Annotated in this window: 24 protein-coding genes, 4 tRNA genes and 1 riboswitch; of the genes, 6 read left to right on the top strand and 22 right to left on the bottom strand. The window is 39.5% G+C overall.

Going from position 1 to position 25,308, the window contains the following annotated elements:
• Positions 1–158 precede the first annotated feature (158 nt).
• From ACS604_RS17060 to ACS604_RS17145, 18 genes are all read right to left on the bottom strand, one after another.
• Positions 159–233, bottom strand: a tRNA-Thr gene (locus ACS604_RS17060).
• A 13-nt stretch (positions 234–246) separates the two neighbouring features.
• Positions 247–322 (bottom strand) — tRNA-Gly (locus ACS604_RS17065).
• Between the two features lie 37 nt (positions 323–359).
• Positions 360–443 (bottom strand) — tRNA-Tyr (locus tag ACS604_RS17070).
• Between the two features lie 52 nt (positions 444–495).
• Positions 496–571 (bottom strand) — tRNA-Thr (locus ACS604_RS17075).
• Between the two features lie 98 nt (positions 572–669).
• A complete protein-coding gene (gene trpE, locus ACS604_RS17080; RefSeq protein WP_474772349.1) occupies positions 670–2,163 on the bottom strand; it encodes an anthranilate synthase component I in 1,494 nt (497 codons plus the stop codon).
• 109 nt (positions 2,164–2,272) lie between these two features.
• Positions 2,273–2,941: a phosphoglycolate phosphatase gene (locus tag ACS604_RS17085; protein ID WP_474772351.1), complete on the bottom strand. Its 669-nt coding sequence runs from the start codon at positions 2,939–2,941 to the stop codon at positions 2,273–2,275.
• A 65-nt stretch (positions 2,942–3,006) separates the two neighbouring features.
• A complete protein-coding gene (locus tag ACS604_RS17090; protein WP_174731720.1) occupies positions 3,007–3,636 on the bottom strand; it encodes an FHA domain-containing protein in 630 nt (209 codons plus the stop codon).
• Between the two features lie 40 nt (positions 3,637–3,676).
• A complete protein-coding gene (gene gspD, locus ACS604_RS17095; RefSeq protein WP_474772352.1) occupies positions 3,677–5,950 on the bottom strand; it encodes a type II secretion system secretin GspD in 2,274 nt (757 codons plus the stop codon).
• Positions 5,951–5,991: 41 nt separating this feature from the next.
• Entirely contained in the window at positions 5,992–6,828 is an 837-nt protein-coding gene (locus ACS604_RS17100; RefSeq protein WP_474772353.1) for a type II secretion system protein N, read from the bottom strand.
• Positions 6,828–7,571: a type II secretion system protein N gene (gene gspN, locus ACS604_RS17105; protein ID WP_474772354.1), complete on the bottom strand. Its 744-nt coding sequence runs from the start codon at positions 7,569–7,571 to the stop codon at positions 6,828–6,830. Before gspN ends, ACS604_RS17100 begins: the two co-directional genes overlap by 1 nt.
• 331 nt (positions 7,572–7,902) lie before the next feature.
• The gene (locus tag ACS604_RS17110) at positions 7,903–8,229 is read right to left on the bottom strand and encodes an H-NS histone family protein (protein ID WP_002053185.1); all 327 of its coding nucleotides are present in this window, start codon (positions 8,227–8,229) and stop codon (positions 7,903–7,905) included.
• 194 nt (positions 8,230–8,423) lie between these two features.
• Entirely contained in the window at positions 8,424–8,864 is a 441-nt protein-coding gene (locus ACS604_RS17115) for an acyl-CoA thioesterase (RefSeq protein WP_023274336.1), read from the bottom strand.
• Positions 8,865–8,871: 7 nt separating this feature from the next.
• Positions 8,872–10,065, bottom strand: a complete 1,194-nt coding sequence (locus ACS604_RS17120) for a heme biosynthesis protein HemY (RefSeq protein ID WP_474772355.1) — start codon at positions 10,063–10,065, stop codon at positions 8,872–8,874.
• 9 nt (positions 10,066–10,074) lie between these two features.
• Positions 10,075–10,917 carry a hypothetical protein gene (locus ACS604_RS17125; protein ID WP_474772357.1) on the bottom strand — a complete coding sequence of 281 codons (843 nt, stop codon included), beginning with the start codon at positions 10,915–10,917 and terminating at the stop codon, positions 10,075–10,077.
• Between the two features lie 8 nt (positions 10,918–10,925).
• Positions 10,926–11,693, bottom strand: a complete 768-nt coding sequence (locus ACS604_RS17130) for a uroporphyrinogen-III synthase (RefSeq protein WP_474772358.1) — start codon at positions 11,691–11,693, stop codon at positions 10,926–10,928.
• A 3-nt stretch (positions 11,694–11,696) separates the two neighbouring features.
• Positions 11,697–12,614: a hydroxymethylbilane synthase gene (gene hemC, locus ACS604_RS17135; protein WP_474772359.1), complete on the bottom strand. Its 918-nt coding sequence runs from the start codon at positions 12,612–12,614 to the stop codon at positions 11,697–11,699.
• A 101-nt stretch (positions 12,615–12,715) separates the two neighbouring features.
• Positions 12,716–13,456 carry a LytR/AlgR family response regulator transcription factor gene (locus tag ACS604_RS17140; RefSeq protein ID WP_474772361.1) on the bottom strand — a complete coding sequence of 247 codons (741 nt, stop codon included), beginning with the start codon at positions 13,454–13,456 and terminating at the stop codon, positions 12,716–12,718.
• Positions 13,457–13,516: 60 nt separating this feature from the next.
• Entirely contained in the window at positions 13,517–14,656 is a 1,140-nt protein-coding gene (locus ACS604_RS17145; RefSeq protein ID WP_474772362.1) for a sensor histidine kinase, read from the bottom strand.
• Between ACS604_RS17145 and argH the strand changes: the two genes are divergently transcribed.
• Entirely contained in the window at positions 14,647–16,080 is a 1,434-nt protein-coding gene (gene argH, locus ACS604_RS17150) for an argininosuccinate lyase (protein ID WP_002121138.1), read from the top strand. The genes ACS604_RS17145 and argH overlap by 10 nt on opposite strands.
• A gap of 9 nt (positions 16,081–16,089) precedes the next feature.
• Positions 16,090–16,359 (top strand): oxidative damage protection protein, encoded by a 270-nt coding sequence (locus ACS604_RS17155; protein ID WP_004795121.1) that lies wholly within the window; start codon positions 16,090–16,092, stop codon positions 16,357–16,359.
• A gap of 306 nt (positions 16,360–16,665) precedes the next feature.
• Here the strand turns inward: ACS604_RS17155 and phoU are convergent, their stop codons facing one another.
• The 4 genes from phoU to ACS604_RS17175 form a co-directional block, all read right to left on the bottom strand.
• Entirely contained in the window at positions 16,666–17,388 is a 723-nt protein-coding gene (phoU, locus tag ACS604_RS17160; protein ID WP_151964613.1) for a phosphate signaling complex protein PhoU, read from the bottom strand.
• A 105-nt stretch (positions 17,389–17,493) separates the two neighbouring features.
• The gene (abuO, locus tag ACS604_RS17165) at positions 17,494–18,840 is read right to left on the bottom strand and encodes a multidrug efflux outer membrane protein AbuO (protein ID WP_474772363.1); all 1,347 of its coding nucleotides are present in this window, start codon (positions 18,838–18,840) and stop codon (positions 17,494–17,496) included.
• A gap of 81 nt (positions 18,841–18,921) precedes the next feature.
• Positions 18,922–19,827 carry a DMT family transporter gene (locus ACS604_RS17170; protein WP_474772364.1) on the bottom strand — a complete coding sequence of 302 codons (906 nt, stop codon included), beginning with the start codon at positions 19,825–19,827 and terminating at the stop codon, positions 18,922–18,924.
• On the bottom strand, positions 19,820–20,401 hold the full coding sequence (locus ACS604_RS17175) for a TetR/AcrR family transcriptional regulator (protein WP_474772365.1): 582 nt from the start codon (positions 20,399–20,401) through the stop codon (positions 19,820–19,822). Before ACS604_RS17175 ends, ACS604_RS17170 begins: the two co-directional genes overlap by 8 nt.
• Positions 20,402–20,508: 107 nt before the next feature.
• Between ACS604_RS17175 and ACS604_RS17180 the strand changes: the two genes are divergently transcribed.
• From ACS604_RS17180 to cpdA, 4 genes are all read left to right on the top strand, one after another.
• Complete coding sequence (locus ACS604_RS17180) at positions 20,509–21,594, top strand: hypothetical protein (protein WP_474772367.1); 1,086 nt, start codon at positions 20,509–20,511, stop codon at positions 21,592–21,594.
• A 34-nt stretch (positions 21,595–21,628) separates the two neighbouring features.
• Positions 21,629–21,763: riboswitch (TPP riboswitch) on the top strand.
• 88 nt (positions 21,764–21,851) lie between these two features.
• Positions 21,852–23,729, top strand: coding sequence for a phosphomethylpyrimidine synthase ThiC (gene thiC / locus ACS604_RS17185; protein WP_049838274.1), 1,878 nt, complete (start codon positions 21,852–21,854; stop codon positions 23,727–23,729).
• A 75-nt stretch (positions 23,730–23,804) separates the two neighbouring features.
• The gene (locus ACS604_RS17190; RefSeq protein WP_004795135.1) at positions 23,805–24,431 is read left to right on the top strand and encodes an NUDIX domain-containing protein; all 627 of its coding nucleotides are present in this window, start codon (positions 23,805–23,807) and stop codon (positions 24,429–24,431) included.
• A 4-nt stretch (positions 24,432–24,435) separates the two neighbouring features.
• Entirely contained in the window at positions 24,436–25,248 is an 813-nt protein-coding gene (gene cpdA, locus ACS604_RS17195; protein ID WP_004795136.1) for a 3',5'-cyclic-AMP phosphodiesterase, read from the top strand.
• The last annotated feature ends 60 nt before the right edge of the window (positions 25,249–25,308 follow it).

Raw genomic sequence — 25,308 nt, forward strand, 5'->3', positions numbered from 1 at the left:
AGCCTTAGCCATGTTTATAGTCCTCGTTTACGTCGAACACAATTCTGAGCAAGACTCAGCATCGACATATCGCCTAAAAAATCAAACACCCAATACTTGAAAAGCAGACTAATAAGCCTGCTTTTTAAATCTTTGTAGAAAATCTACTAAACTGTATCTGGAGCTCTTATCGAGATTTGAACTCGAGACCTCTCCCTTACCAAGGGAGTGCTCTACCACTGAGCTATAAGAGCGATTATCCTTCGATGGAGCGGGAGACGAGGGTCGAACTCGCGACATGCAGCTTGGAAGGCTGCCGCTCTACCAACTGAGCTACTCCCGCACGATGCTGGTATACTTAGCACTTCAATCGAAGTTAATGGTGGTGAGAGAAGGATTCGAACCTTCGAAACTTTCGTAGCGGAGTTACAGTCCGCCCCCTTTGACCGCTCGGGAATCTCACCATATCACACTTATTTCAGTGTTATCCTACACTTAACAACTTCACACTTTAGATGGTGCCGGCACACGGATTCGAACTGTGGACCTACTGATTACAAGTCAGTTGCTCTACCAACTGAGCTATGCCGGCGATTCTTAGTGTTTCGTACGTTTCGTATCGGAACGGTGTGCAGTTTAGCAAAACTTCCAAACGATGCAAGCAGTTTTTTAAAAAAAATTGCTAAAAACTCATAAAATCAATCCGTTTGACGATAATTCAACCGCTTTGATCACTGCGCGAGCTTTTATTTGGGTTTCATTCCATTCTGATTCTGGATTCGAGTCAGCAACTAAGCCCGCTCCAGCCTGTACATACACTTTTTTATCACGGATTACACACGTACGGATTGCAATCGACATATCCATTTCACCATGCCATCCTAAATATCCCACTGCCCCACCAAAAACACCTCTTTTCACAGGCTCTACTTCGTCAATAATTTCCATTGCACGAATTTTCGGTGCGCCAGATAAAGTACCTGCTGGGAAAGTTGCCTTAAATACGTCTAGTGCATCAATATCATCACGCACTTCACCTTGTACATTTGAAACAATGTGCATGACATGGGAATAGCGTTCAATCACCATTTGATCAGTCACTTGGACCTTCCCAATTTTGGAAACTCGCCCAACATCATTTCGACCAAGGTCAATCAGCATTAAATGCTCTGCGATTTCTTTTTCATCAGAAAGTAAGTCTTTTTCTAAAGCAATATCTTCTTCTTTAGTTTTTCCACGAGGTCTGGTACCTGCAAGCGGACGTACTGTCGCAATACCATTTTCGAGGCGAGAAAGAATTTCTGGTGATGACCCTACAATATGAAATGGCTTTTTATCTGTAATGGTTTGTCCTTGTACCAAAAATAAATAAGGCGAAGGATTTAAATGACGCAAAGCACGATAAACCTGTAAAGCTTCACCATCAAAATCAGAAACCATGCGTTGCCCAGGAACAACCTGCATCACATCGCCTGCACGGATGTATTCTTTAACCTTCTCTATGGTCTCAAGAAATTTCGCTTTACCTGTAATCGATTCAAAATGTGGGGGTGTATGCGGCTTAGCTTGCAAACTAACTGGTGTAGCCAACAACTGTTCCAATTGATCTAACTTTTTCTGCGCATCTTGATAAGCATTTGGCTGTGCTGTATCGGCATGAACAATTAAAAATAGAGTATCTTTAAGGTTATCAAAGACAATGACCGTTTTTGATAGCATTAACCACAAATCCGGCAATGTAATTGGATCAGCCGCAGGAACATTTTTTAAACGTGGCTCTATGTAGCGAACTGCATCATAGCCTAAATAACCAACCAACCCGCCAGTAAAACTTGGTAAGTCTGGTAAAAGCTCAGCTGGTGGAACTGTAAATTGCTTCTGGAATTCACGAATATATTCAAATGGATCTAGACAATCTTCTTGTGTGATCGAACCATCAGCATGCTGTATCGATAAAACGCCTGCATTGCATGAAAAAACTGTCGATTCACCCAAACCAATCATAGAGTAACGCGCCCAGTTTTCACCACCTTCAACCGATTCAAATAAATAAGCTTGTTTTTGCTCCTTAAAACGAGCAAAAACAGATAAAGGTGTTTCCGTATCTGCTAAACGCTGACGATAAACTGGAATAGTGTTGTAACCTGATGCTTTAAGCTGTTCGAATTGCGCTAAAGTAGTCATGAATTTTTCTCTAATATGGTTTCGATTTAAAAGTGTGTTTTTCTAGTTTCGATTTAGACACGCCATCGAAAAACCATACGCTTATTCATGCTGATCTCCATTTCACTCATTAGATAATTAACTCAGTCAAACTATCAACCACTTGCTGAGGTTTGCAATCATAGATATTTTCTCCATGATTATAGCCATAGCTAACCACAATACAATCAATTCCCGCACGACGCGCAGCCTCAATATCATTACTTGAATCGCCAATCATTAATGATTGTGACGCAGATATTTTTAGACTTTGCATGCAATGCAACAAAGGTAATGGATGTGGCTTTCTCTCCGGCAAGCTATCGCCTCCAAGTACAACTTGAAAATAAGAAGAAAGTTCTAATGCATCAAGTAAGCCTTGAGCAAGTTGCACAGGCTTATTGGTAACACATGCCATATGTATATTCAAAGTTTTACAATACTTTAAAAACTCAGTTACACCCGGATAAATTTGAGTATTCACACAAAGTTCCGCACCGTATATGTCAACAAATTTCTGCAAGAGAACTTTATGCTGTTCAGCATCTAATTTTCCAAAAATATGAAGCAGAACACTTTCACAGAGTTTAGACACTCCCTTACCCACCCATGCTCGGATCTGGGCTTCTGTTATTAAAGGCCATTCTAATTCTTGTAAACTTAAATTCATTGATCTATATAAATCAGCAGCAGAATCAACTAGTGTTCCATCTAGATCAAATAAAATTAAATCGCGCTTACTTAATTGTGCAACAGACATCTTCTTCTTCTCAAAATTTAAAAGGCATGCGTTTAGCATGCCTTGATTGTAAAAGCAGCAACGGATTATTTAAAGAATAACCATGCCAATAAAGCTAAAATTACTAAAATAATAATAGTGATTAAACCAACTGAGGCATTCTTCTGTTGCTCTTTTTCTTCAGCAACACGAGAAACAGGCTCCTCAAAGGCAACAGGTGATGGTTGTTTTACATTGACATCCACACCCTCTGGAATAGGTGCAGGCTTTGGTATAGAAACATTCTGTGGCATACCATCGCGACGAACTTCTGTTTCTGCAGCACGCTCTGCAAGACTTGGCATTCCTTGATCACTTAAGTCTTGTGTTAGTGCAGCAGTTTGCACTGGTTCTGCTTCGATTTCGGGTAACTCTAATATTTCTTTTGCAGGCGCTAATACAGAAAATTTAAAGCTAGCAAATTGAACAATATCACCATCATGCAGCTGCTTTTCTTGTTCAATACGAATATCGTTTACAAATGTGCCATTCGATGAATTAAGGTCTTGCACCCATAGCACTTGATCTTTTAGAAGCAATGCAGCATGGCGACGTGAAATTTCAGCGGCTTGCAATAATACATCAGCATCTTGATGGCGCCCAACTAACATATCACGATCAACATTAATTTCTTGGCCAGTAATTTCGCCAGTAATTGCTTGTAATTTCCAAGTCATGCGTATGTCCTATTCATTTTTTATCAATCATAACATGCTACTACGGTGCTGTGCTTGGACGCAGTGTCGTTGTTGTTACGGTATTTTTAGTACGATTAACTTCAGGTTCAGGCAACTGTAAGGTTTGTCTTTGAACCGATGGCTCTACAGCTACAGGTGTTGTTACTGTCGAGCTTTTGCCACCTGAAGGAACTTGCTGATAATTTTTTGGCTGAGAGCTAATACTTGGCGGTGTCATCTTTTGATTATAGACATCATCAACCTGTTCAGGCAATTTGGCAAAATTGCCATTTCTATCCATCGCTAATTGCAAGCTATAAAGTTGACTATAGCGCTGCTGAGACAAACGGCGCACATCGTTTGCATCACCTACAATCGTTGGGTGGATAAAAACGAGAAGGTTGCGTTTTACATTGCTTCTATTATCTGATCGGAACAATCGCCCAACATAAGGGATACTGCTCAACCCAGGTATGCCTTGTCTTGAAAGTGACGTATCATCCGACACCAAACCACCAAGGACCACTGTCTGTCCATGTTCGGCCAAAACAGCAGTTTTAATAGCACGTTTACTTGTTACCAAGTCAGCTGCTTGCCCGCGACTGTCTTGAACAGCAGAGACTTCTTGCTCTACTTCCAAACGCACTGTACCACCTTCACCGATATGCGGAACAACTTTTAATGTCACACCCACATCTTTACGTTCAACAGTTGTATAGGGATTAATACCTGTACTATTCGTAGTGACTGACCCTGTTACAAAGGGCACATTCTGACCGACAACAATATAAGCCTCTTCATTATCCATCGTCACAATAGATGGTGTCGAAAGCAAATTTGATTTGGTGTTGGTTTTAAGCGCTTGAATTAATGCGCCGTAAGCCTTACGGGAATTCTCAAAATTACCCAGAGCCAAAGTTGCCCCATTACCTTTATTGGCTCCCCCAGCAATAGCGGATGCTGCCCCAGCCGAGCCACCCGATAAATAACCAGCAGCAATAGAAGATAAACTAGCCCCAACATTACTAAAGCTAAGTAAACCAATCCCACTAGATAAATCACCTAGCGCCCATTGGATTCCAAGTTGGTCCGCATCATCCCCTGAAACTTCAATAATTGCAGCTTCAATCAGAACTTGTTGACGTCTAACATCAAGCTGCTGAATCGCAGATTCAATTTCACGCATTAATTGAGGATCGGCCTTAACCACTAACGAGTTTTGGGCATTATCCGCAATAATACTCACACCATTTTGGCTAAAGCTAGAGATACTGTTCTGATTACTATTATTTGAATTACCGTTTAAATTAATAGATGGTGTAGAAATCGAGCCCCCATTTGAACCAGAGGTATTTGAGCTGGAATTTTGGTTATTACCCATCAAATTATTGATCGGATTCGATGAGTTAGAAGAACTATTATTATTTGACGAAGAAACAGCTTGTCCTGTTACGAGGCCTTGCAAAATCTCAGATAAGTTTTTTGCACTTGCATATTTTAATCGAAAAACTTTTAAGCCACCTAAACGGTCTGCTGAAGGCACATCTAACATTTCAATCATATGGCGAATACGTTTACGCGTTTCAGGATCGCCCTTTACTAAAATACGATTCGTTCGGTTGTCTGCAATAATACGGATACGGGCCCCATTAAAATCTTTAGATGCTCCCGTAGCGCTCATTGCCTCAAGTTGAGTAATGATTTCTTCCGCTTGGCTCGATTGGAGACTTATTGCCTCAATATCATTTTGCCCCGTACCGTCGAGGTTACGAATGATATTTTCAAGTTGGTAGATGTTTGCAGCTCGGTCCGAAACAATCAGCGCGTTAGTCCCTGCTATCGCAGCCATATGTGCAAATTGCGGCATTAAAGGGCGAAGTGCTGGAATTAAATCATTTGGATTCGTATTTTCAAGCCAAATGACTCGAGTGACAATTTGATCACCACGCAGTCTATTTCTAGAATCGTAAGGGATTCCCGAATTCTTAACATTACTATCTGGCACAAGTTTGATGGTGTTCCCAGAAGGAATTGCCACTACCCCATTTACATTTAAGACCCCAAGAAACAGATCATAAACTTCATCTTTATTAAGTGGTTTATTCGATATTACTGTGACATTGCCACGCACCCGCGGATCTACTGCAAAGTTTTTCCCCGTAATATCTGCAACTTCATTAATAAATGCAGTTAAGTCAGCATCACGTAAATTGATCTTCCATGTCTGGGCATAAACGCTGCTACTCACTGTCGCAATCAATGGGGCAGCTGCAAGTAATGCCCAAAGTGGACGTTGATGATTCAATAAAGCCATAACTTGCGATAATTCCTAACTCTTATGGTGACGTGTTATCACTAAAAATTTTGTTGTATGGTCATCACTTGATCACCACGTTTTATTTCTAATTTCACTTGCCCAGCTCGACGAGCCTGTTCAAGTAACTGCACATCCGTTTGTCCTTGCCCAACCGTTTGACCGTTTAAGGAAACAATCCGGTCACCCGGCCTTAAACCTAACTTATTTCTAAGCGCAGTGGGTGTACGTTCTGTAACTTCAAAACCTTCGCTTGAGTTCCCGCTTACACCCATATCACGTAGATATTGTTCACGGTTCCCCTGCATTTGCTGAATAGCCTGTCCTAACGCCTCTTGAGTCGTATTAACTGGTGCCGATGACTGAGGCGCAGTAGCAGCTGGTTGCGAGACATCTGGCGTCATAGGTTGATATAAACCGTTTGGCAAGCCTTTAAACTGAAGTTCACGCGTACTTCCATTACCTTGACGCAATATCACGTGATCCCAATAAACTTCTGCCAACTGATAAGAGGTAGAACCTATTGTTTCTCCCACCCGATATCGGTCAGCAGTATTATCAAGCTTAATAACAGCCGAAGAAAAACGGTTCGGATAACCCAGCATCACGCCTTGTAATTCTAGGTTGACATTTTCCTGAGCTGCATTGGCTGAAGGTTCATTAAAAAGCGAAAAAGTACTAATGTTAGGAATTTGTGGTTGCTGTGATCCTAACTCTACCCGATCAAACTGCATCATTTGAGGAGGTGCAATCACCCACCAAAATAATGAAGCCAATTTCCAGCACAGCCATAGAATTAAAACGGCAAATACAACCACACTTAACCGATCTAATTTTTGCCATTGTAGATGCTGTAATTTCTCAATCCACACTTTCATTAGTTACCCCCTTGTATTAAGGGCTGACGAGAACTAATGACAAATGTATCTAAACCAGCTTTTCCATCATAAGATGGAATATTCAGTAATAATCTTTGCGTAAGCTGCACATCAAGCATCATGTTGGCATCTAATAAAAGATTCGCCATTTTTTGACTGCGTTGATCACGTATATCAACTTGTAGTTGACCGTTTTGATCTGTTAGTTGCCCAGTTAAAGAAGGCATATTCATCCGATCTTGACGATCACCAATATTATAAATTAAAGCACCGCCACCCCAATGCAATTGACCGTCAACTGCGGCGAAACCCTGCTCTTTTTTATAACTAAAATTAATATCTTTTAACTGGATACTATTCACAGGCCATTGCCAGTTCACAATTTGTTTTAATGTTTCAGGCGCAACCTGACCATTCATAGCTTTTACAATTACTTTTTTACCTACGCCATAGCCCATTACCCCAGATAATTGGGTATTTCCACTATGGATATCTACATCAGCAGCGAACCGTAATAAAAACAGGTCAAGAGGTCTAGTTTTCCAATGAATCGAGCCTCTCAAAGTACCACGCCGCCAATCTGCTTGGCCTTGCCAGATATTTCCACTTACATTGTGTAGAGTTTGATTATTCTTTGAAAATTTAGAAATTAGCCACGTCGCCGGGATCTGTAAAATAATAAAAATTAAAAATGCAATGAGTGCAAATAACCACCACTTCCATTGCTTAGACTTTTTCTTCATTCAGCCTTACCAACATGCAAATTATCGTCCTTATTTTGAGAGTAGCTCCCTAGTCTGACATTATGCATACTTTTTCAACATCGCCAATTCACTTCATATAAAAAAACCAAGCAATCGGGCTTGGCTTCGGTATTAAGACTATAAGTTGAACGTATGACAAAATCATGAAAACCTAGTACTAAAAGAACTAAATGCAAATTTGATCTCAACAATCTATTTAAAGATGAATCCAAACACCCAATTTCTTAAATAATTTTCAAAACACACTTTAGTTATTTTTATGCATAAAAAACCAGGCAAATCTGCCTGGTTTTTTAAATCGGCAATACGATTAGATTAAGAAATCTTCAAGTTTTGCGCCTTTTTCAATTTCAGCAACTAACCAACGTGGTTGTTTACCACGACCAGTCCAAGTCTCTTCAGAATTGTTTTTGTTGCGGTAACGTGGCTCAACAGATTTACGTGTTGTTTTCTTACGTTTTTGAGCGCCAAACTCAAGAAGTTGTTCAACACTAAAACCTACATTTTCAGCGATCTCGATAATTTGATTATAAGCATCTTCGATTGCTTGATCTTTTTTACTTGCAATTAAAGCTTCCGCTTCTTCTTGTAAGCGTTTTAACTCTTCAACAGATAATTCACTGATATCCGGTTTCATTAATAAATACTCCAGTCTTACAGACAATTCAAAATAATATAGACAAAATTTAAAAACATAAAATCAAGACCAATATTATTTATAATCTATTAAATAAGCAATAGTTTGAAAGCCATGTTCATCAGAATAACTAAAAAAATTACCTTTTAATTACATTATCAATTATAAATGAAATATATTTTATTAATATTTATTTAAGATAAATGTATTAAGTCATGTCCTACTGATTTTTCTAGTTCAATAATTTTTTGTTTTATTTCCTGAGGTATTTCACATTTTCGTTCTGTTAATTTATCTACGCAGACCATAACCGCTTCACCAGTAGCTACGATTTGTTGTTGTGTTTCGCTCCATAATATATAAGCCATACGGAATGCACTATTACGGAGCTCTTCCACACGAACACCGACTTTCAATACATCTGGATAAAAAACTGGCTTTAAATATTTACACTGACTTGAGGCTACAACGGTATATAATTGTGGGGTTAATATATTTATTGCTTCCATATATAAAATACGTGAGCTTTCAATATATCGATAATATTGTACATTATTGACATGACCGAAAGCGTCCATATCTCCCCACGCTACTTTCTGTTCATATATTATCGGGTAGACAGACAGTTCTTTCATTTTTGCCTCATATTTTAAATTTTAAAAAATTCGCATCATTTTCAAAGATTAGGTTTAACTGTTTGATTAACACTTCATCTTCATTAAGCGTAGACTTAATACGCAAATAGCTCATTAAAATATTATCTGGATATAATGATAATAATGTTTCAGCCTCTGCTTGTCGTCCAGTTGCCATATAGACATGCCATTTTGCAAAGGTTAAAACAGGCAAATTCATATATTGATTTTCAAACTCGATAATTTTTTCTTCGACATCTGCATAGTCTGGAACCTGTTTAAGCAGTTGTTGCTGAAACCACAGATAAAACACTTCTGGATCGAACTGTTCTTTTAATAAGTGTAGTGTTAAGGCTGCGTGCTGCATGCTCATATCAGGCATACGCGCCAATAGTTTGAGCCATAACAACTTACTGCTATAAGGTCGAGTTTGAATTTCAGACTCTAAATCTAGATAACGTTGTTGCAAAGCATGCAGATCATCAACAGAAGCTTCATCAAACTGCTGAAGGAGTTGCTGTAACCATAAATCACGGTGCTCAGCATCTAGCAAACCATACTTCATTGACCGTAAATACACCCATGGGTGTTGCAGCGCCAATTGCCCCCATAACGCTGTTAATCGTTGCTGGTAGGCTGTTTCTATTTCCTCAAGCCAAGGCGATAACTGATGCTGGTATAAAAACTCAAGATGAGTTAATGCACGTTCAGCTTCGTTTTGGGCTAAAAAGATTTCGATTCGTTCTAACTCTGCCAATTCAAATGCCATAGGCGGTGATTGATCTAAAGCAGCCAATGCTTTTGGATAGTCTCCACTTAAAACCAGAAATTTGGCATCAATAATATTTTTTAAAAGCGCTGACTGAGTAAAAACACGTTCAATAAATACACGTTGATCTTCGGCGGCCTCTAATAACCAGACAATACCTAATTGTTCATAGGGATGAAGGTTTTTAAACTGGAAGATGTTTTCACTTTTCCTCTGCTCGCGAGAGGAATAACGTTTAACCCAAAGCCAGACGAGTTGCGCAATAAAACTCATGACCACAAAAGCTAGAGTTAAACCCCAGACATTTGTTTGCAACTGCAATTGTCGCCAGTAAATGTAGACATACCCCATTCCATAGCCATAACTCAATAAAGCTAAAGCGGCAAAGAGTATTAAACTAATTACGAAATAAACCGACAGGAGGTGTTTCATATTTCCTCCTTATGAGCCAATTAGACCAAGTGTAGATAATTTAGGAACAGGCACGACAGATAAATGTGCCACTTTAGCAATACGTTTTTTTAACTGCTGACTCGTTGCATCAGGCATTTCATCTAGCTTTTGCATCACAGATTGCAACTCGTTTTGGTACTCTGTCATTTTCCCTTGATTGAGTGCCTGTTCAGCAATTAATAATCTTAATTGCACTTCTTTGAGCACCACACTTCGATTCATTAAATTAATAGACGGCGTTTCTACTTTTTCTATACGGAACCATCTTTTCCACCAAGATACAGACTCGGATTGATCCATCTCAAGCTTAGGCTGAGCTAAAGCTTGCTGAATATTTTTATCAATCGTCTGTAATAAATCATCGATCAATTGATGGCGCTGATTTTGAGCCAAAGTGAATTGTTGAACTGCTTGCTTATCCTGCTCAAGCGATTGGCTCAAACTATGTTGCAATGCGGGAGCAATTTCATAGTGCACGAGAGATAGCTGCAACTGATTTAATTGATCAACTGCATAAATCAATTGCTGCTGATCAATTGCAAATTGAATTAAATCTAACTTTTGTTTAATTAAAACTGTAGGAGCAATACCTGTCGGTGGAGCATCTGGGTGAGCTACCGAACTTAGTTTATCGCCTGTATTTACAGGTTGATTCTGTAATTGCCGCTGTAAAGCAACCAATTGATCATTTAGATTGGCATAGTGCTGTTCTGATTGAAGCAGACTTTGCTTAAGCTCAGGAACAGTACGAGAAATTTGCCACATATCGTAACTGAGCTTAGCCAACCAAGCCATGCCCAGTAAAATGATGATAGAAACAAGTTTTCTCATACGAATCCTTATAATGCCTGAATGTGATGAATCATCCCCGAAGGCGATAAATTTTCAAGTTGAATAATGTGAAAATGAGCCTGTTGTTGATCGCGATATTCTTTAACAATTTGAAAAAGGCGTGGTCCTAAAACCAGATATACACAATCAGGTTGTACATTATTTTTTGAACAAAGCTCTAACCAATATTTCCAGCTGGCCTCACTGGTAATTAAGACGAGCCATTTGTGTAAATTATAATTTGAATTCTGTGTCAGATGTTTGAATGTAGAATATGAGGTTTCTGGGCATTGCCGATGATATAAAACGAAATTTAAAATCTGAATGCCTTGCTGCTGCAAAGTTTCCATCATAAATTGACGTCCACCCTCTCCTCGCCAGAAAGCGACACTACCGTCCTGCTTCATATTATGAAGAATCGGTAGGTTTAACATTCCCTCAGAAGTTTCCACATCTGGAATATGTGTGTCAACGCCATATTCATGAAGGCGATTAGCAGTAGCCTGCCCGACCGCAATCCACTGAATATGTTTTAAGTCATCTAGCTTTAAACCACTTTGTATTAAGTACTGCATCCCCACATCAACAGCAGTTGGGCTGACCACAACAATAGCTTGTGCTTTAACTAATTGTTGGTAAAGCTGAAATAAATGTTCGGAAAAGGGTTTGGCAACAAGTTCTAAAAGAGGTAAAGACTCAACCTGATAACCTTCATTTTGCAAAGCATCTGTTAATTCAGCTGCACGAGAATCAGGTCGAGTATTAATAAACAACATGGTTTAGTAGAGAGCCTTTAAGAGCTCACCCGCACCTTGATCAAGTAAGTTTCGAGCAAGGTTTTCACCCAGTTGATGAGCATTACTAGCTTCATCTGTCAGTTCAGCACGTAATAATGTTTGCCCATCAGGACTTCCGACACGACCTTCAATATGGATTTGTCCATTTTGTAGTGTGGCATAACCTGCAATTGGAACCTGACAACCACCTTCAAGATAGGCATTAAAAGCACGCTCAGCACGTACACAAACATCTGTTTCTTCGTGCAATAATGGTTGAATTAAAGCTAATACATCTTGATCAGCTGCACGGCATTCCAAGCCCAACGCACCTTGGCCCACCGCAGGCAAACTAATATCTGGTGTTAAACAATGACGAATGCGCTCTGACAATCCTAAACGCTTCAAACCAGCGCTAGCTAAAATAATAGCGTCGTATTGACCATCATCTAGTTTCGCTAAACGTGTGCCCACATTTCCACGCAAGTCAATAATTTGCAAATCAGGACGTTGTTTTAAAATTTGGGATTTACGGCGTAAACTTGATGTGCCTACTTTTGCACCTTGAGGGAGGTCGGAAAATCTTTCAAATTGATTTGAAACGAAAGCATCTAATGGATCTTCACGTTCACAAATTACTGCCAAGGTTAGACCTTCTGGCAAAGCCATCGGGACATCTTTCATTGAATGTACAGCTAAATCTGCACGCCCATCTAAAAGTGCTGCTTCTAACTCTTTAACAAACAACCCTTTCCCACCAATTTTTGCTAAAGGCGTATCTAAGATTTTATCGCCTTGCGTGACAAATTTAACCAACTCCACCGTTAAATCTGGGTGAAGCTCCTGTAATCGGGCACGAATATATTCTGCCTGCCAGAGAGCAAGTGGGCTTTGTCGTGTAGCAATTTTCAAGGTTTTCATAAATTCAAGCATGGGCTGGTCAAACAATACACCCTAAACTTAACTTGATCCCTTAAAATTGCAAGTAAAATCTCGCACGCCCAAGATAACTCTTTTTAACTTTAGAGCTGATGGATCCGCTCTCTAAGCATAGATAAATGTCGACGACTCACCGAAAGTCGCTCATCTAAGCCACGTAAACGAACCTGATATTGCCCAGAGCTAACGAGCTCTAGTCCATCTAAATATGCAACTGCAACTAAGGCATTTCGATGAATACGAATGAATTGATCTGCAAATTCGGTTTCAAGCTCTTTTAAAGTTTCATCAATTAATACACTGCCATTTTGATGACGCACCGTGACATATTTTTGATCGGCTAAAAAATAATAGATATTTTCAACTGGAATTAGCTCAACCCCACGATAGGTTTTTGCAGCAATTTGATGTCGTTGTGTTTTTAGATCATGTAAAAAATCATGTTGTGGTAAAGCATTGAGCTGTGCTTGAGTAAGCTGAGTCAATTGACTAAAAACTTGTTCAAGCTCTTGAGGATCAATTGGTTTAAGAAGATAAGCTTGAGCTTGAGACTTAAATGCTTCCAATGCATGTTGGTCATAGGCTGTACAGAATACAATCGCAGGTCGAGGATTGAGCTGACTTATCTGTTCCGCACAGACAAGACCATTCATACCTGGCATTTGAATATCAAGTAAAATTACATCCGGTTGATGAAGCCGCGCCTGTTCCAAGGCTTCTTGTCCATGATGAGCCGTTGATGCAACTTCATGTCCCATCTTTGAAACTAAACGTGATAATCGCTCCACTGCAAGTGGTTCGTCATCACAAATCAGCACCTTCATTCATCCTCCTTGTCACCGTTAACTTGATCCATTTTTTTATGGTTAACTCTGACTAACTTATTATTTTGTTTGATATTGATAGCTCATAATGGTGGTATATAAGGTTTCACCTTTATAAACCTGAAATCTTACGGAACTCCCATAATATGCTTTCAGGCGCTGTTTAACATTTTCAAGCGCGATTCCATGCCCTTTCCTTGAATTTATTGTATCGTCTGTATATGGGTTGGTAATGACTATACTGACCTGATTTTGCAATATTTCAACCAATACCCCTATGGTTGCCTTACCCATCATTGGTTCTACCCCATGAAAAATACTATTCTCTAACAAAGGTTGTAATGTCAATAAAGGAATGGTGATCTGTTTGAGTTGCACAGGTGAAAGCTCGACTTTCCAATCTACTTTTAAGCGTTCTCCCAAACGGACCTGTTCAATCATTAAATATTGTTTACTTAGCTCGATTTCTTCATGCAGACTCACCAATTTCAATTCTTGAAAGCTGGCACGAAATAAACGTGACAGGCTAATAAGCATGCTCTCTGCTTTATCTGGATCTATCGTAATTAAACTGACTACATTATTTAGACTATTAAATAAAAAATGAGGATGAATTCGTGCTTGCATGGCCTGAATACGGGCATTTAATTCTGCATATTGCTGATGTAACCACTGTTCTCTGACATATAAATAACGTAGGCAGAAAGCCCCGAGTAATATTCCATAGCTTAGATATAAAGGCACATTGGTAAAATAAATGCTCCAGCCCTGCGTTAAAGAAGCATGTTTATTTAAAAGACCAAACTGAAAAAAATTACTTATTAAGGTGGTCAAGACAACAATAACTTGCAGCATGACAAAACCAATAGCTAAGGCAAATTCTTGACGCAAGCTGCTAAAAAAACCTTGAAAGCGTTCAACTAAAGCAAAAAAGGATAAAATTACCCAATTAATAAAAACGATGTATTGTAAAAGTCTCCCCCCGCTCAAGGCTTGCCAAGACTGCGCTTCAGCCAATGCCAAGACCAGTGCCAAAACATTACTTGCGATAATTAATTCGAATAAGTGTTGCCAACGCCCATTTTTCGTAAAAAAATAGAAAGAATTTTGATTTCGGTATGCTGTAGGAAACAACTTTGTTTGTTGAGCTTCGGCAAGTGATATACTCTTTTTTATTTTACTGAGCCACCATGACCACATCTTCAAATCCCCCTAATTCAGTAACCCCAGACCAAACCTCAGGTATGTGGGGTGGTCGTTTTTCTGAAGCGACGGACGCTTTTGTAGCCGAATTTACCGCCTCTGTTCAGTTTGACCAACGTTTTTATAAACAAGACATCGCTGGTTCGATTGCGCATGCTACCATGCTTGCGAAAGTTGGCGTACTCACAGAAGCAGAACGCGATGACATTATTGAAGGTTTAAGCACCATTCGCTCAGAAATTGAGGCTGGAAACTTTGAGTGGCGCATCGATCTTGAAGATGTTCACATGAACATTGAATCACGTTTGACTCAACGTATTGGTATTACAGGTAAAAAATTACACACTGGCCGTAGCCGTAACGATCAGGTTGCAACTGATATTCGTCTTTACCTGCGCGACGAAATTGATGATATTTTAAAATTATTAGAACGTTTACAAAAAGGCTTATTAGGCTTGGCTGCCAAAAATGTAAATACAATTATGCCTGGCTTTACACACCTACAAACTGCTCAGCCTGTGACTTTTGGTCATCACTTGTTAGCATGGTTTGAAATGTTAGTGCGTGATACCGAACGTCTTCAAGATTGTCGTAAGCGCGTTAACCGCATGCCACTTGGTTCAGCTGCTCTTGCCGGTACAACTTATCCGATTGACCGTGCTTATACAGCAGAACTTTTAGGTTTTGAAGCTGTATCTGAAAACTCTCTTGATGCTGTATCTGACCGTGACTTTGCCATCGAATTTAATGCTGCTGCAGCACTGATCATGATGCATTTATCACGCATGTCAGAAGAACTGATTCTTTGGACTTCTGCACAGTTCAAATTTGTGAACATTCCTGACCGTTTCTGTACTGGTTCTTCAATCATGCCGCAGAAGAAAAATCCGGATGTTCCAGAACTTATTCGTGGTAAATCTGGCCGTGTATTTGGTGACTTAATTAGCTTACTTACGCTCATGAAAGGTCAACCATTGGCGTACAACAAAGACAACCAAGAAGACAAAGAACCTTTATTTGATGCAATCGATACGGTTCGTGGTTCACTCATGGCTTTCGCAGATATGATTCCTGCATTAGTTCCAAATATTGAAATCATGCGTGAAGCTGCACTTCGTGGATTCTCAACTGCAACCGATCTTGCGGACTACCTAGTGAAAAAAGGCGTTGCTTTCCGTGATGCTCATGAAATTGTAGGTAAAGCTGTTGCATTAGGTGTTGCAGAAGAAAAAGATTTATCTGAATTAACACTTGAGCAATTACAACAATTCTCTGACTTAATTACAGCAGATGTGTTTGATAAAGCCTTAACACTAGAAGCTTCTGTAAATGCACGTGATCATATTGGCGGAACTTCACCAAAACAGGTTGAAGCTGCGATTGCTCGTGCCCATACACGTTTAGAACAGTTATACGCTTAAGGATAAACCATGAGTCGACAAGTATTTTGCCGCAAATATCAAAAGGAAATGGAAGGTTTAGACTTCGCTCCTTTCCCGGGTGCTAAAGGCCAAGATTTTTTTGAAAATGTTTCTAAGCAAGCATGGCAAGAATGGTTAAAACACCAAACTACGCTGATTAATGAAAAACGCTTAAACGTGTTTGAACCAGATGCGAAGAAGTTCCTTGAAGAACAACGTGAGAAGTTCTTTAACAATGATGAAAGCGTAGAAAAAGCTGAAGGCTGGAAACCAGAATAATCGGTTTGTTTTAGCTTCTTCATCATTAAAAAAGCGGGTCCTATACACATAGACCCGCCTTTTTTTACGTGAAACTTACACAAGCATAAAAAGCCTTACATAGAGCGAACAGGACTCTACATGACATCAAAAAGCAAAAAACTTAATATCAATTCATAGCAAGAAGAACACGATCCCTGTCGTGTTTAAGCACTTGATTTTCTGTCCTGAACTTCCCCCCAAAGTTCGGGACATTTTTTTATCTATTATTTTTAAAAATAAAAAAGCCTTGTTTTAAACAAGGCTTTTAAATATTTCAGCTCAAAATTACTTTTCGTGGACTTTAGCTTCAATTTCTTCAATTTTGGTATGACGAGCATCAAAGCCTTTTGCCATATAAATGACTTGCTCAGCAATGTTACGTGCATGGTCACCAATACGCTCTAAAGAACGTAAAACCCACATGACATTAATCACACGAGCAATGTGGCGTGGATCTTCAATCATGTAAGTCATTAATGTACGCGTTGCTGACTGATATTCACGGTCAATGTCAGCATCGGCTAAAAGTACACGTAAAGCTTGATCTGCATCTAAACGTGCAAAAGCATCAAGAGCATCATGAATCATGACACGAACTTGGTTACCAATATGACGTGTTTCCATGTAGCCACGAGGCGAACCACCCTCTTCACAAAGGTTCTGTGCAATACGGGCAATTTTTGCAGCTTCGTCACCAATACGCTCAAGGTCAGTATTGGCTTTACTCATGGCAATAACCATACGCAAGTCAATCGCTGCTGGATGACGACGAGCTAAAATTAGCGTCAGGCCTTCATCAATATCACGTTCATATTGGTTGACTGCATTATCTTTAAATTGAACATCAATCGCTAAATTTGCATCTGTATCAAGTAAAGCATGAATTGCATTGGCAACCTGTTGCTCGACCAAGCCACCCATGGTCATAAACTTTGTGTTTACATCTTGCAAATCTTCATTAAATTGAGAAGAAATATGATGGGTTAACACCGGATTACTTGGACTCAAGGGAAGCCTCCAACATGATGGCGCAGGAATAAAATGATTGAGCATTAAAACACAGCAATCATTAAGTTTTTATGACAAAATTAAATTTCAGATAAAAGCATTTTATTACTGATACGTTAACCAGCTATTAAGCTCAACCAGATCTTTTTCACCGAGCTGGCCTACCGCAGCTTTTAAACGAAGCACATTTAATAAATAGTCATATTGAGCATTAAGATAATCCTGTTTTGCAGAAAAAGCATTACGCTGGGCCAATAAAACATCAACCATACTTTTTAAGCCTTCGTTATAGCTCGCTTTCGAGGCTTGAGAAACTAAAGAAGATGAATCCATTGCAGCTTTTCTTGCTTCGAGTTTGGCTTGGTCCGTATCAACCTGCATAAATGCACTTTTCACATCAACATTGGCACGACGGATGGCTGCATCAAGTTGAGCCTGAGCTTTACTGGCCTCTACAGTCGCCTTTTTAATTGATGTTCGGGTCCGTCCACCATTAAATAAATTCCAGTTCATTTCTACCCCAACCTGATCAAATTTTCCGTCAGTCGAAATAAGAGTCTCTGGGGTCTGTTTGGTATAGCCATAGCTTGCCACAGCATCTATTTGAGGATAAAGCGCGGCTTTTTCTACACGGCGCTGATCTTCACTATATTGTTGTTGTAAACGTGCTTGCTGGATCTTTAGATTTTTTTGCTGGGCCAAAGAAATCCAATCATTAAGTTCTGCTGGATAAGGTTTTTGAAAAATAAAGTCACTTCGTAATACAGCAAGCTTATCTTGATAAGAACCAATATATTCAGACAGCTGCTCTTGGGCCAAAAGTAATTGAACATTGGTTGAAATACGATTAGCTCTCGCATTTTGATATTGGGCATTTGCTTCACTCACATCACTACGTGCCACCAAACCTTCTTTGAGTTTGGCATTCATCATATTCAGCTGCTCAAGCAACGCTTTTTCTTCTTGTAAGTATGCAACACTGAGTGCCTGCTGACGCAGAACATTAAAATAGGCTTCTGCTACATTTAAAACATGATCTTGTTTTTGTAGTCTCAAGGTAATTTCGCTTAAGGCAACCGAAGTTTTAACTTGTTTATAACCTTCCCAAGCATCCATTCGAAACAATGGCTGACGTGCTGTTAAGGTCGCTTGCCGAGTCGTTGAAGTATTACTCACCAAAGCATCAGAAAGTCCTTCTTGGTCAACACCCGGAAAGTTTGAACGTTTTACAGTTTGTCGATTACGAGTAATGTTTCCAGACAGTGTAACGGTGGGTAATAACGCTCCCGTTGCCAAGCCTAAATTAAGTTGATCTGCTTCAAATTGTTGTTGATTAGCTTGCCATGTCGGATCATTTTGTTTTGCGCGCTCATAAGTCTCAACCAAATCTAGAGCAAAACTCGAAGATGCAAAACTCCAAAGGCCAACAGCGACCATTAATTTTATTTTCATTGTTCAAATCAACGATAAAACTTGCCTTTAAGACTAAGAAAAATTCGAATCAAACTCAAGCCATTAAAAGTTTTAGTTTTTTTAAGCGTTATCAGTTTTTGACAATATTAAAATACAAATAAAAATCAAAAGCATGCCTATCCAACCCAACCATGAAACATGCTCACCCACCAACACAATCGCAAAAATCGCAGCAACTAAAGGTTCAAATAAAGTTAAGGTCGTCGCTTTGCTGGCATTTACTGTTTTTAAACCAAATCCAAAAAGTAAATAACCCAAAAACATAGGAATCAGCATCATATAGCCAGCCACAAGTAAATTGGTTGAGCTTTGTAATAACCCACCACCTGTAACCAACAAAGTAGGAAGCAAAATAACTGCCCCCCCACCCATAATCATGCCCATTGCAGCTTTAGAGGCAATACCGCGATCGATTAATCTTTTTGCAGCCCATGAATAAAGTGAATAAGTTGTAGCTGCGACAAGCCCAAGAAAAATACCAAAGTATTTATTCCATTGATTTGTACCGTCTAGAACCACATGACTTTCACCCATCGACAACATTGTTACGCCAAGCACACCGCACACAAAACTTAGAAACCAGATAGCTGATAAGGCTTTGCGATCAAAGAATTTCTCTAAAATTGCTGCGATCAATGGAGCAGTACCAATTGAAACCACGGTACCAATCGTAATGCCCGCATAATGCATTGAGGAATAAAAGGCCAAAGGATAAATACCAACCGCCACTACACCTAAAAACAGTATTAAAAGATTTTCTCTTATAAATTGTCGGTTTTCACGTATCGCTCGTGATGCAACCAAAGCTTGTAAAAGACCACCACCGCCCATCGCTACCGCACCAATAGCGAGTGGGCCAAGTGTTGGTGCAAATGCGGCCGCAGTACCTGTTGTTCCCCACAAAACAGAGGCAACTAAAATTGCAATTGTGCCTCCATAGCTACTATTTTTAATGAGGCTAATCATGTGGACATTCTCTATTTAAAATATCTTCTGCCATTTGTTTTGCTAATAGAAGTTGACGACTGTTTCCTTCTAAGCCTGCTCTTGCCATAGAACCTTCTAAAAGAAAAGAAAGCTGCGTAGCCACATAGCTAATCCGCTGTGACTCTGGGATTAATTTTTTTAAATGTTCAGCAACAATAGCCTCAACTTCTTCTTTATGTTGTCTTACCGAACTTCGCCCTGCACTATTTGCAGGAAACTCAGCCGCAGCATTCAATAACCCGCAACCTCGAAAGCCTTTTTCATAGGCAAATTCCGCATGGTCTTGATAGGCATCAAACACAGCTAAAATGGCTTGTTTCGCTGTTTTTGTTTTTTCTAAACGTGTTTGATAGAGATCGAGCCACTCTTGATGCCGTGCAGCAATGTAGGCATCAACCAGCTCACCTTTTGAAGAAAAATTATTATAAAGCGACATTTTAGCAACATCCGCTTTAGTCGTAACCGAGTTAATGCCTGTTGCAGTAATGCCATCGTTATAAAACAAGGTTGCTGCTGCATCGAGAATTTTCTGTCTTGCTGTTTTATCATTCATAGCTTTAATTTAAGTAGACCGACCTACCTAATAATAAAGATTTCTAACAATGATGCAATCTTTTTAAGCGTTATAATTTGAGCAATATTAATTTCTATAAAAGTACAATGATGAAAAAAGTTCTATTGATGAGTATGTGCAGTGCACTACTTTTAGCTGGATGTAGTAAAACATCAGAGCAAGATCAGGCCGTATCTAAAGAGCAAAAATCAACTGAGCAAAAGGTAACTCAAAAACAAGACAGTAGCTGCTTACAAATTATGGTAGCTATGCACACGATTAATCAGAACAGCAAAATAGAGGATTTAAATCAAATTAATGAAAAGCTTAAAACTTGTGTTCCCTCTTTAAAAAATGAGGAACAGCTTAAGTTAATTGATGCATCAACAACCATGTATCAACGTTTTATTAAACAAGACTACACTGAAAAAACAGGCAGAGCGTTTGAAGCATTTGGCTATGCCGTTTTAGAACATAAACAACAAGACCTTAAAAAGGTGATTCAAAGTCAGAAAAAGCTCTTCGCCCAACTGAGCCCGCGTGATCAATATTTACTTCAACATGAAGGCCAAGCCTACATTGAACTTCTTTATCAAGGTGAAGGCATGTTTATCTATCGACGTCAGCCAAACTATTTAGTTGATGTTTTTTCTAAAGCCTTACCAGCAGACCAAAAAGAGTTCTTAACTCGTATGGCGAAAGACAATCAAAATATTTTTTATAACGATGGTGCGTTGGCTATTTCTTGGAAAGAACTCACTGAACGTGCATTGTTTTGGGAAAAATTTATTCAAAAATATCCAAAGAGCCACTTTATTAGTGACGCCAAATTACTCTTTAACGAATATCGCTATTTTATTTTTTTTGGTCTCGATAATACGCCTGTGTCAGATGAATATGCCCCGAACACATGGTTTGATAAAGATGCACTTCAACAAATTCAGTTTCTATCTACACAAAGCCAATCGAGTTTAGCGAAACCTGCTCAACTATTTCTTAAGTTTATTGCCACGCCTGTAGAGGAGCGTAATAAGCAATTTAAAATAGATTTAACTGATAAGAATGGCGATAAAAAATCAAATTATCAAATGACTCATGAACAACTTGAGCAGCTATTAAAATTAGACTCCCCATGGAACACTGAAGTCTATCGTGACTGCCATATGGATGCGGTTTGTATAGATACAAATTGACAATGCCACCCAACCTAAAACATGTTAGTCTGTAAATCGCTTGACGGAGCGCGAGTAATAACTCGCTGAGATTGTGTAAATTTCGTGTTATCGCAACACAAGTTTGAACATGAGTACCGTTGAACCTGATCAGGTTAAGACCTGCGTAGGAATCAAGCCATCTGAAAACTTAAGCCTTAAATTTATCTAGCAAAGATAAATCCGCCATCGTTTTTGGTCGTGCTTGATTCGTTGATGTTATTCATAAGGATCATGTAATGAACCAGTTAACGAATCTCTCTTCTGCTGAAATTTCAGCACAACATGAACAAGATGCAAAAGATTTAACCCGCATCTTACCCGCTTCTAAAAAAGTTTATATTGAAGGTTCTCGTCCTGATATTCAGGTTCCGATGCGAGAAATTTCTTTAACAGATACTCCAACTGGTCTGGGCGGTGAACATAATCCCCCTGTTATGGTCTATGACACTTCAGGTGTTTATACAGATCCAACTGTTCAAATTGATTTAGACAAAGGTTTACCTTCAGTTCGCCAAAACTGGATTGAAGAACGTAACGATACTGACGTACTTTCTGGTTTAACTTCAACTTTTGGTCAAGAACGTTTAAAAGACATTCGCACCGCTGACATTCGTTTTGCTCACATTCAAAACCCACGCCGTGCTAAAGCTGGCAAAAATGTCACTCAAATGCACTATGCCAAGCAAGGTATTATCACACCTGAAATGGAATATATTGCAATTCGTGAGAATCAGCGCCAGCGTGAAGGTGTTGATATGCGTCAACATGCTGGACAAAATTTCGGTGCAAAAAACTTAAAAGAAATTACACCTGAATTTGTTCGCCAAGAAGTTGCTGAAGGTCGTGCGATCATTCCTGCCAACATTAACCATCCAGAACTTGAGCCAATGATTATTGGCCGTAATTTCTTGGTTAAAATTAATGCCAACATTGGTAACTCAGCGCTTGGTTCTTCAATTGACGAAGAAGTTGCCAAAATGACTTGGGCAACCCGTTGGGGTGCCGACACCATTATGGATTTGTCGACAGGTAAAAACATTCATGAAACACGTGAATGGATTATTCGTAATTCACCTGTTCCAATCGGTACCGTACCTATTTATCAAGCGCTTGAAAAAGTTGATGGCGTTGCTGAAGACCTGACTTGGGAAATCTTTAAAGACACACTGATTGAACAAGCTGAGCAAGGCGTTGACTACTTCACGATTCACGCAGGTGTATTGCTTCGCTACGTACCTCTTACAGCAAACCGTTTAACGGGTATTGTGTCTCGTGGTGGTTCAATCATGGCGCAGTGGTGTCTAGCACATCATGAAGAAAACTTCCTATACACTCATTTCGATGAAATCTGTGAAATCATGAAAGCTTATGACGTTTCATTTAGCTTAGGTGATGGCTTACGTCCGGGCTGTATTCAAGATGCAAATGACGAAGCACAGTTCAGCGAACTTAAAACACTAGGTGAACTTACTCATCGTGCATGGGAACATGATGTTCAAGTCATGATTGAAGGCCCTGGTCACGTACCAATGCACATGATCAAAGAAAACATGGATCTTCAGCTAGAAGTGTGTAAAGAAGCACCATTCTATACACTTGGGCCATTAACGACTGATATCGCCCCGGGTTATGACCACATTACATCTGCAATTGGTGCAGCCATGATTGGTTGGTACGGCACAGCAATGCTTTGTTATGTCACACCAAAAGAGCATTTAGGCTTACCAAACAAAAAAGATGTTAAAGACGGAATTATTACCTACAAGCTTGCGGCACATGCTGCTGACCTTGCTAAAGGACATCCGGGTGCTCAAGTTCGCGATAATGCCTTGTCAAAAGCACGTTTTGAATTCCGTTGGGATGATCAGTTCAACTTAAGTCTAGACCCAGACACAGCACGTAGCATGCATGATGAAACCTTACCCAAAGAGGCTCATAAATCTGCTCACTTCTGTTCAATGTGTGGACCAAAGTTCTGTTCGATGAAAATCACCCAGAATGTTCGTGACTATGCCAACAACCTCACTAATAGCAATTCAGAGGTTGAAGAAGGCCTCAAAGCGATGAAAGAGGTTTATCAAGAGCAAGGTCAAAAACTGTATCACAAAGTGTAAATATTCAAAAAAAACACTTGCCTAGCCATGATTCTCGGTTAGGATGAAATAAATAGATTTCGTCCTGACCGAATCATGAGTATTGTTGAACGTCCAAGTTATACATCTAAAGATGTCGAAGTAACATCACGTGAATCTCTATTCCGTGGTTTTATTCAAGTTGAAAAAGTCAGCCTTCGACATCGTCTATTTAATCAATCTGAATATACTCATGTATTGCAGCGTGAACTCGTTCATCGCCCTGAAGCAGCTGGTGTACTACTCTACAACGATCAAAAACAACAGTTTGCACTGATTGAACAGTTCCGTGTTGGGGCTTTAGATGATCCTCAATCACCGTGGCAGCTGGAAATAATTGCAGGCGTGTTAGATGGTGATGAATCACCAGAAAGTTGTATTCGACGAGAGAGCCTTGAAGAATCAGGTTGCGAAGTTCAAAATTTAGAGCATCTATTTAGCTTTTATCCATCTGCTGGTGCTTGCTCAGAGTTATTTCATCTCTATGTTGCCGAAACTGAATTACCCGCTGAAGGGGGTGTTTTTGGCGTAGATGATGAGGGGGAAAATATTCAACTGCACTTATTTAATTATAGTGAAATCCAGACTCTACTCGACAGCGGACGTTTAAGAAATGCTCCTGTCATTATGGCATTACAATGGCTGGCCCAACACAGCAAAACGATAATAAACCCGAAGAGGTAGGACGGTGACTTTTCAAGTCTCAACACTTTCACAAAAAGACCATGTCATTATACAAATTACCGATACCCACCTATTGGAGTATCCGCATTTAGAATTTGTGGGGATGAATCCTGAAGAAAGTTTTCATGCCATTATTCAACAGATCCTAAAAAAACATCCTGAAACTGATGCCATTATCCATACTGGAGATTTGGCTCAAGCACCAACGCCTATTACCTACAAACGTTATATTCAATATATGCAAACCTTAGGTCTGCCATTTTTTCAGACACTGGGCAATCATGATAACGTTGATCATTTTCCATTACATAAAGAAAATCATCAGGAACCTGTGGTCATTTGTTTAGGAAACTGGCGCATTATTTTATTAAATAGTGCAGTAAAAGGTCAGATCAATGGGCACCTGTCGCCAGAACAACTACAAAATTTAGCGGCATTACTCGAAGAATTTTCAGATCACCCTGTTTTATTGGCTTGTCATCACCATCCTTTTGCCATGAAGTCCAAATGGATTGATCATCACAAGTTACAAAACTCTAATGCTTTGCTTACCACATTAGGTCCATTTAAAAATGTAAAAGCTTTACTCTGCGGGCACGTTCACCAAGACTCACTAAACACTTGGCAAGGGATCGAATTTTTCTCGACCCCCTCAACAAGCGTTCAGTTTAAACCGTTTAGTAATGAGTTTGCCCTAGACCAAAATGCTCCCGGCTACCGTTACATTCGTCTAAAAAACGATGGTAGTTTTGAAACAGAAGTCTTCCGTCTTGAAAATTTTCAGGGTCTTATAAATACCAATATTTCAGGCTATTAGCTCTATTTTATATATGCTTATATGCAATTATGACTAGGGTAAACACGTTTTGAAATTATT

The organism is Acinetobacter sp. Li1LvA2 (genome assembly GCF_056156705.1).

Excerpts from the sequence above, each read along its gene's own strand:
- ACS604_RS17110 (WP_002053185.1), bottom strand. The coding sequence starts at position 8,229 with ATGAAACCGGATATCAGTGAATTATCTGTTGAAGAGTTAAAACGCTTA.
- ACS604_RS17175 (WP_474772365.1), bottom strand. The coding sequence starts at position 20,401 with ATGAATGATAAAACAGCAAGACAGAAAATTCTCGATGCAGCAGCAACC.
- ACS604_RS17180 (WP_474772367.1), top strand. The coding sequence starts at position 20,509 with ATGATGAAAAAAGTTCTATTGATGAGTATGTGCAGTGCACTACTTTTA.
- ACS604_RS17145 (WP_474772362.1), bottom strand. The coding sequence starts at position 14,656 with ATGTGGTCATGGTGGCTCAGTAAAATAAAAAAGAGTATATCACTTGCC.
- thiC (WP_049838274.1), top strand. The coding sequence starts at position 21,852 with ATGAACCAGTTAACGAATCTCTCTTCTGCTGAAATTTCAGCACAACAT.
- argH (WP_002121138.1), top strand. The coding sequence starts at position 14,647 with ATGACCACATCTTCAAATCCCCCTAATTCAGTAACCCCAGACCAAACC.
- hemC (WP_474772359.1), bottom strand. The coding sequence starts at position 12,614 with ATGAAAACCTTGAAAATTGCTACACGACAAAGCCCACTTGCTCTCTGG.
- ACS604_RS17100 (WP_474772353.1), bottom strand. The coding sequence starts at position 6,828 with ATGAAAGTGTGGATTGAGAAATTACAGCATCTACAATGGCAAAAATTA.
- ACS604_RS17130 (WP_474772358.1), bottom strand. The coding sequence starts at position 11,693 with ATGTTGTTTATTAATACTCGACCTGATTCTCGTGCAGCTGAATTAACA.
- ACS604_RS17155 (WP_004795121.1), top strand. The coding sequence starts at position 16,090 with ATGAGTCGACAAGTATTTTGCCGCAAATATCAAAAGGAAATGGAAGGT.
- ACS604_RS17120 (WP_474772355.1), bottom strand. The coding sequence starts at position 10,065 with ATGAAACACCTCCTGTCGGTTTATTTCGTAATTAGTTTAATACTCTTT.
- gspN (WP_474772354.1), bottom strand. The coding sequence starts at position 7,571 with ATGAAGAAAAAGTCTAAGCAATGGAAGTGGTGGTTATTTGCACTCATT.
- ACS604_RS17085 (WP_474772351.1), bottom strand. The coding sequence starts at position 2,941 with ATGTCTGTTGCACAATTAAGTAAGCGCGATTTAATTTTATTTGATCTA.
- ACS604_RS17090 (WP_174731720.1), bottom strand. The coding sequence starts at position 3,636 with ATGACTTGGAAATTACAAGCAATTACTGGCGAAATTACTGGCCAAGAA.
- gspD (WP_474772352.1), bottom strand. The coding sequence starts at position 5,950 with ATGGCTTTATTGAATCATCAACGTCCACTTTGGGCATTACTTGCAGCT.
- trpE (WP_474772349.1), bottom strand. The coding sequence starts at position 2,163 with ATGACTACTTTAGCGCAATTCGAACAGCTTAAAGCATCAGGTTACAAC.
- ACS604_RS17190 (WP_004795135.1), top strand. The coding sequence starts at position 23,805 with ATGAGTATTGTTGAACGTCCAAGTTATACATCTAAAGATGTCGAAGTA.
- ACS604_RS17140 (WP_474772361.1), bottom strand. The coding sequence starts at position 13,456 with ATGAAGGTGCTGATTTGTGATGACGAACCACTTGCAGTGGAGCGATTA.
- abuO (WP_474772363.1), bottom strand. The coding sequence starts at position 18,840 with ATGAAAATAAAATTAATGGTCGCTGTTGGCCTTTGGAGTTTTGCATCT.
- ACS604_RS17115 (WP_023274336.1), bottom strand. The coding sequence starts at position 8,864 with ATGAAAGAACTGTCTGTCTACCCGATAATATATGAACAGAAAGTAGCG.
- ACS604_RS17170 (WP_474772364.1), bottom strand. The coding sequence starts at position 19,827 with ATGATTAGCCTCATTAAAAATAGTAGCTATGGAGGCACAATTGCAATT.
- ACS604_RS17125 (WP_474772357.1), bottom strand. The coding sequence starts at position 10,917 with ATGAGAAAACTTGTTTCTATCATCATTTTACTGGGCATGGCTTGGTTG.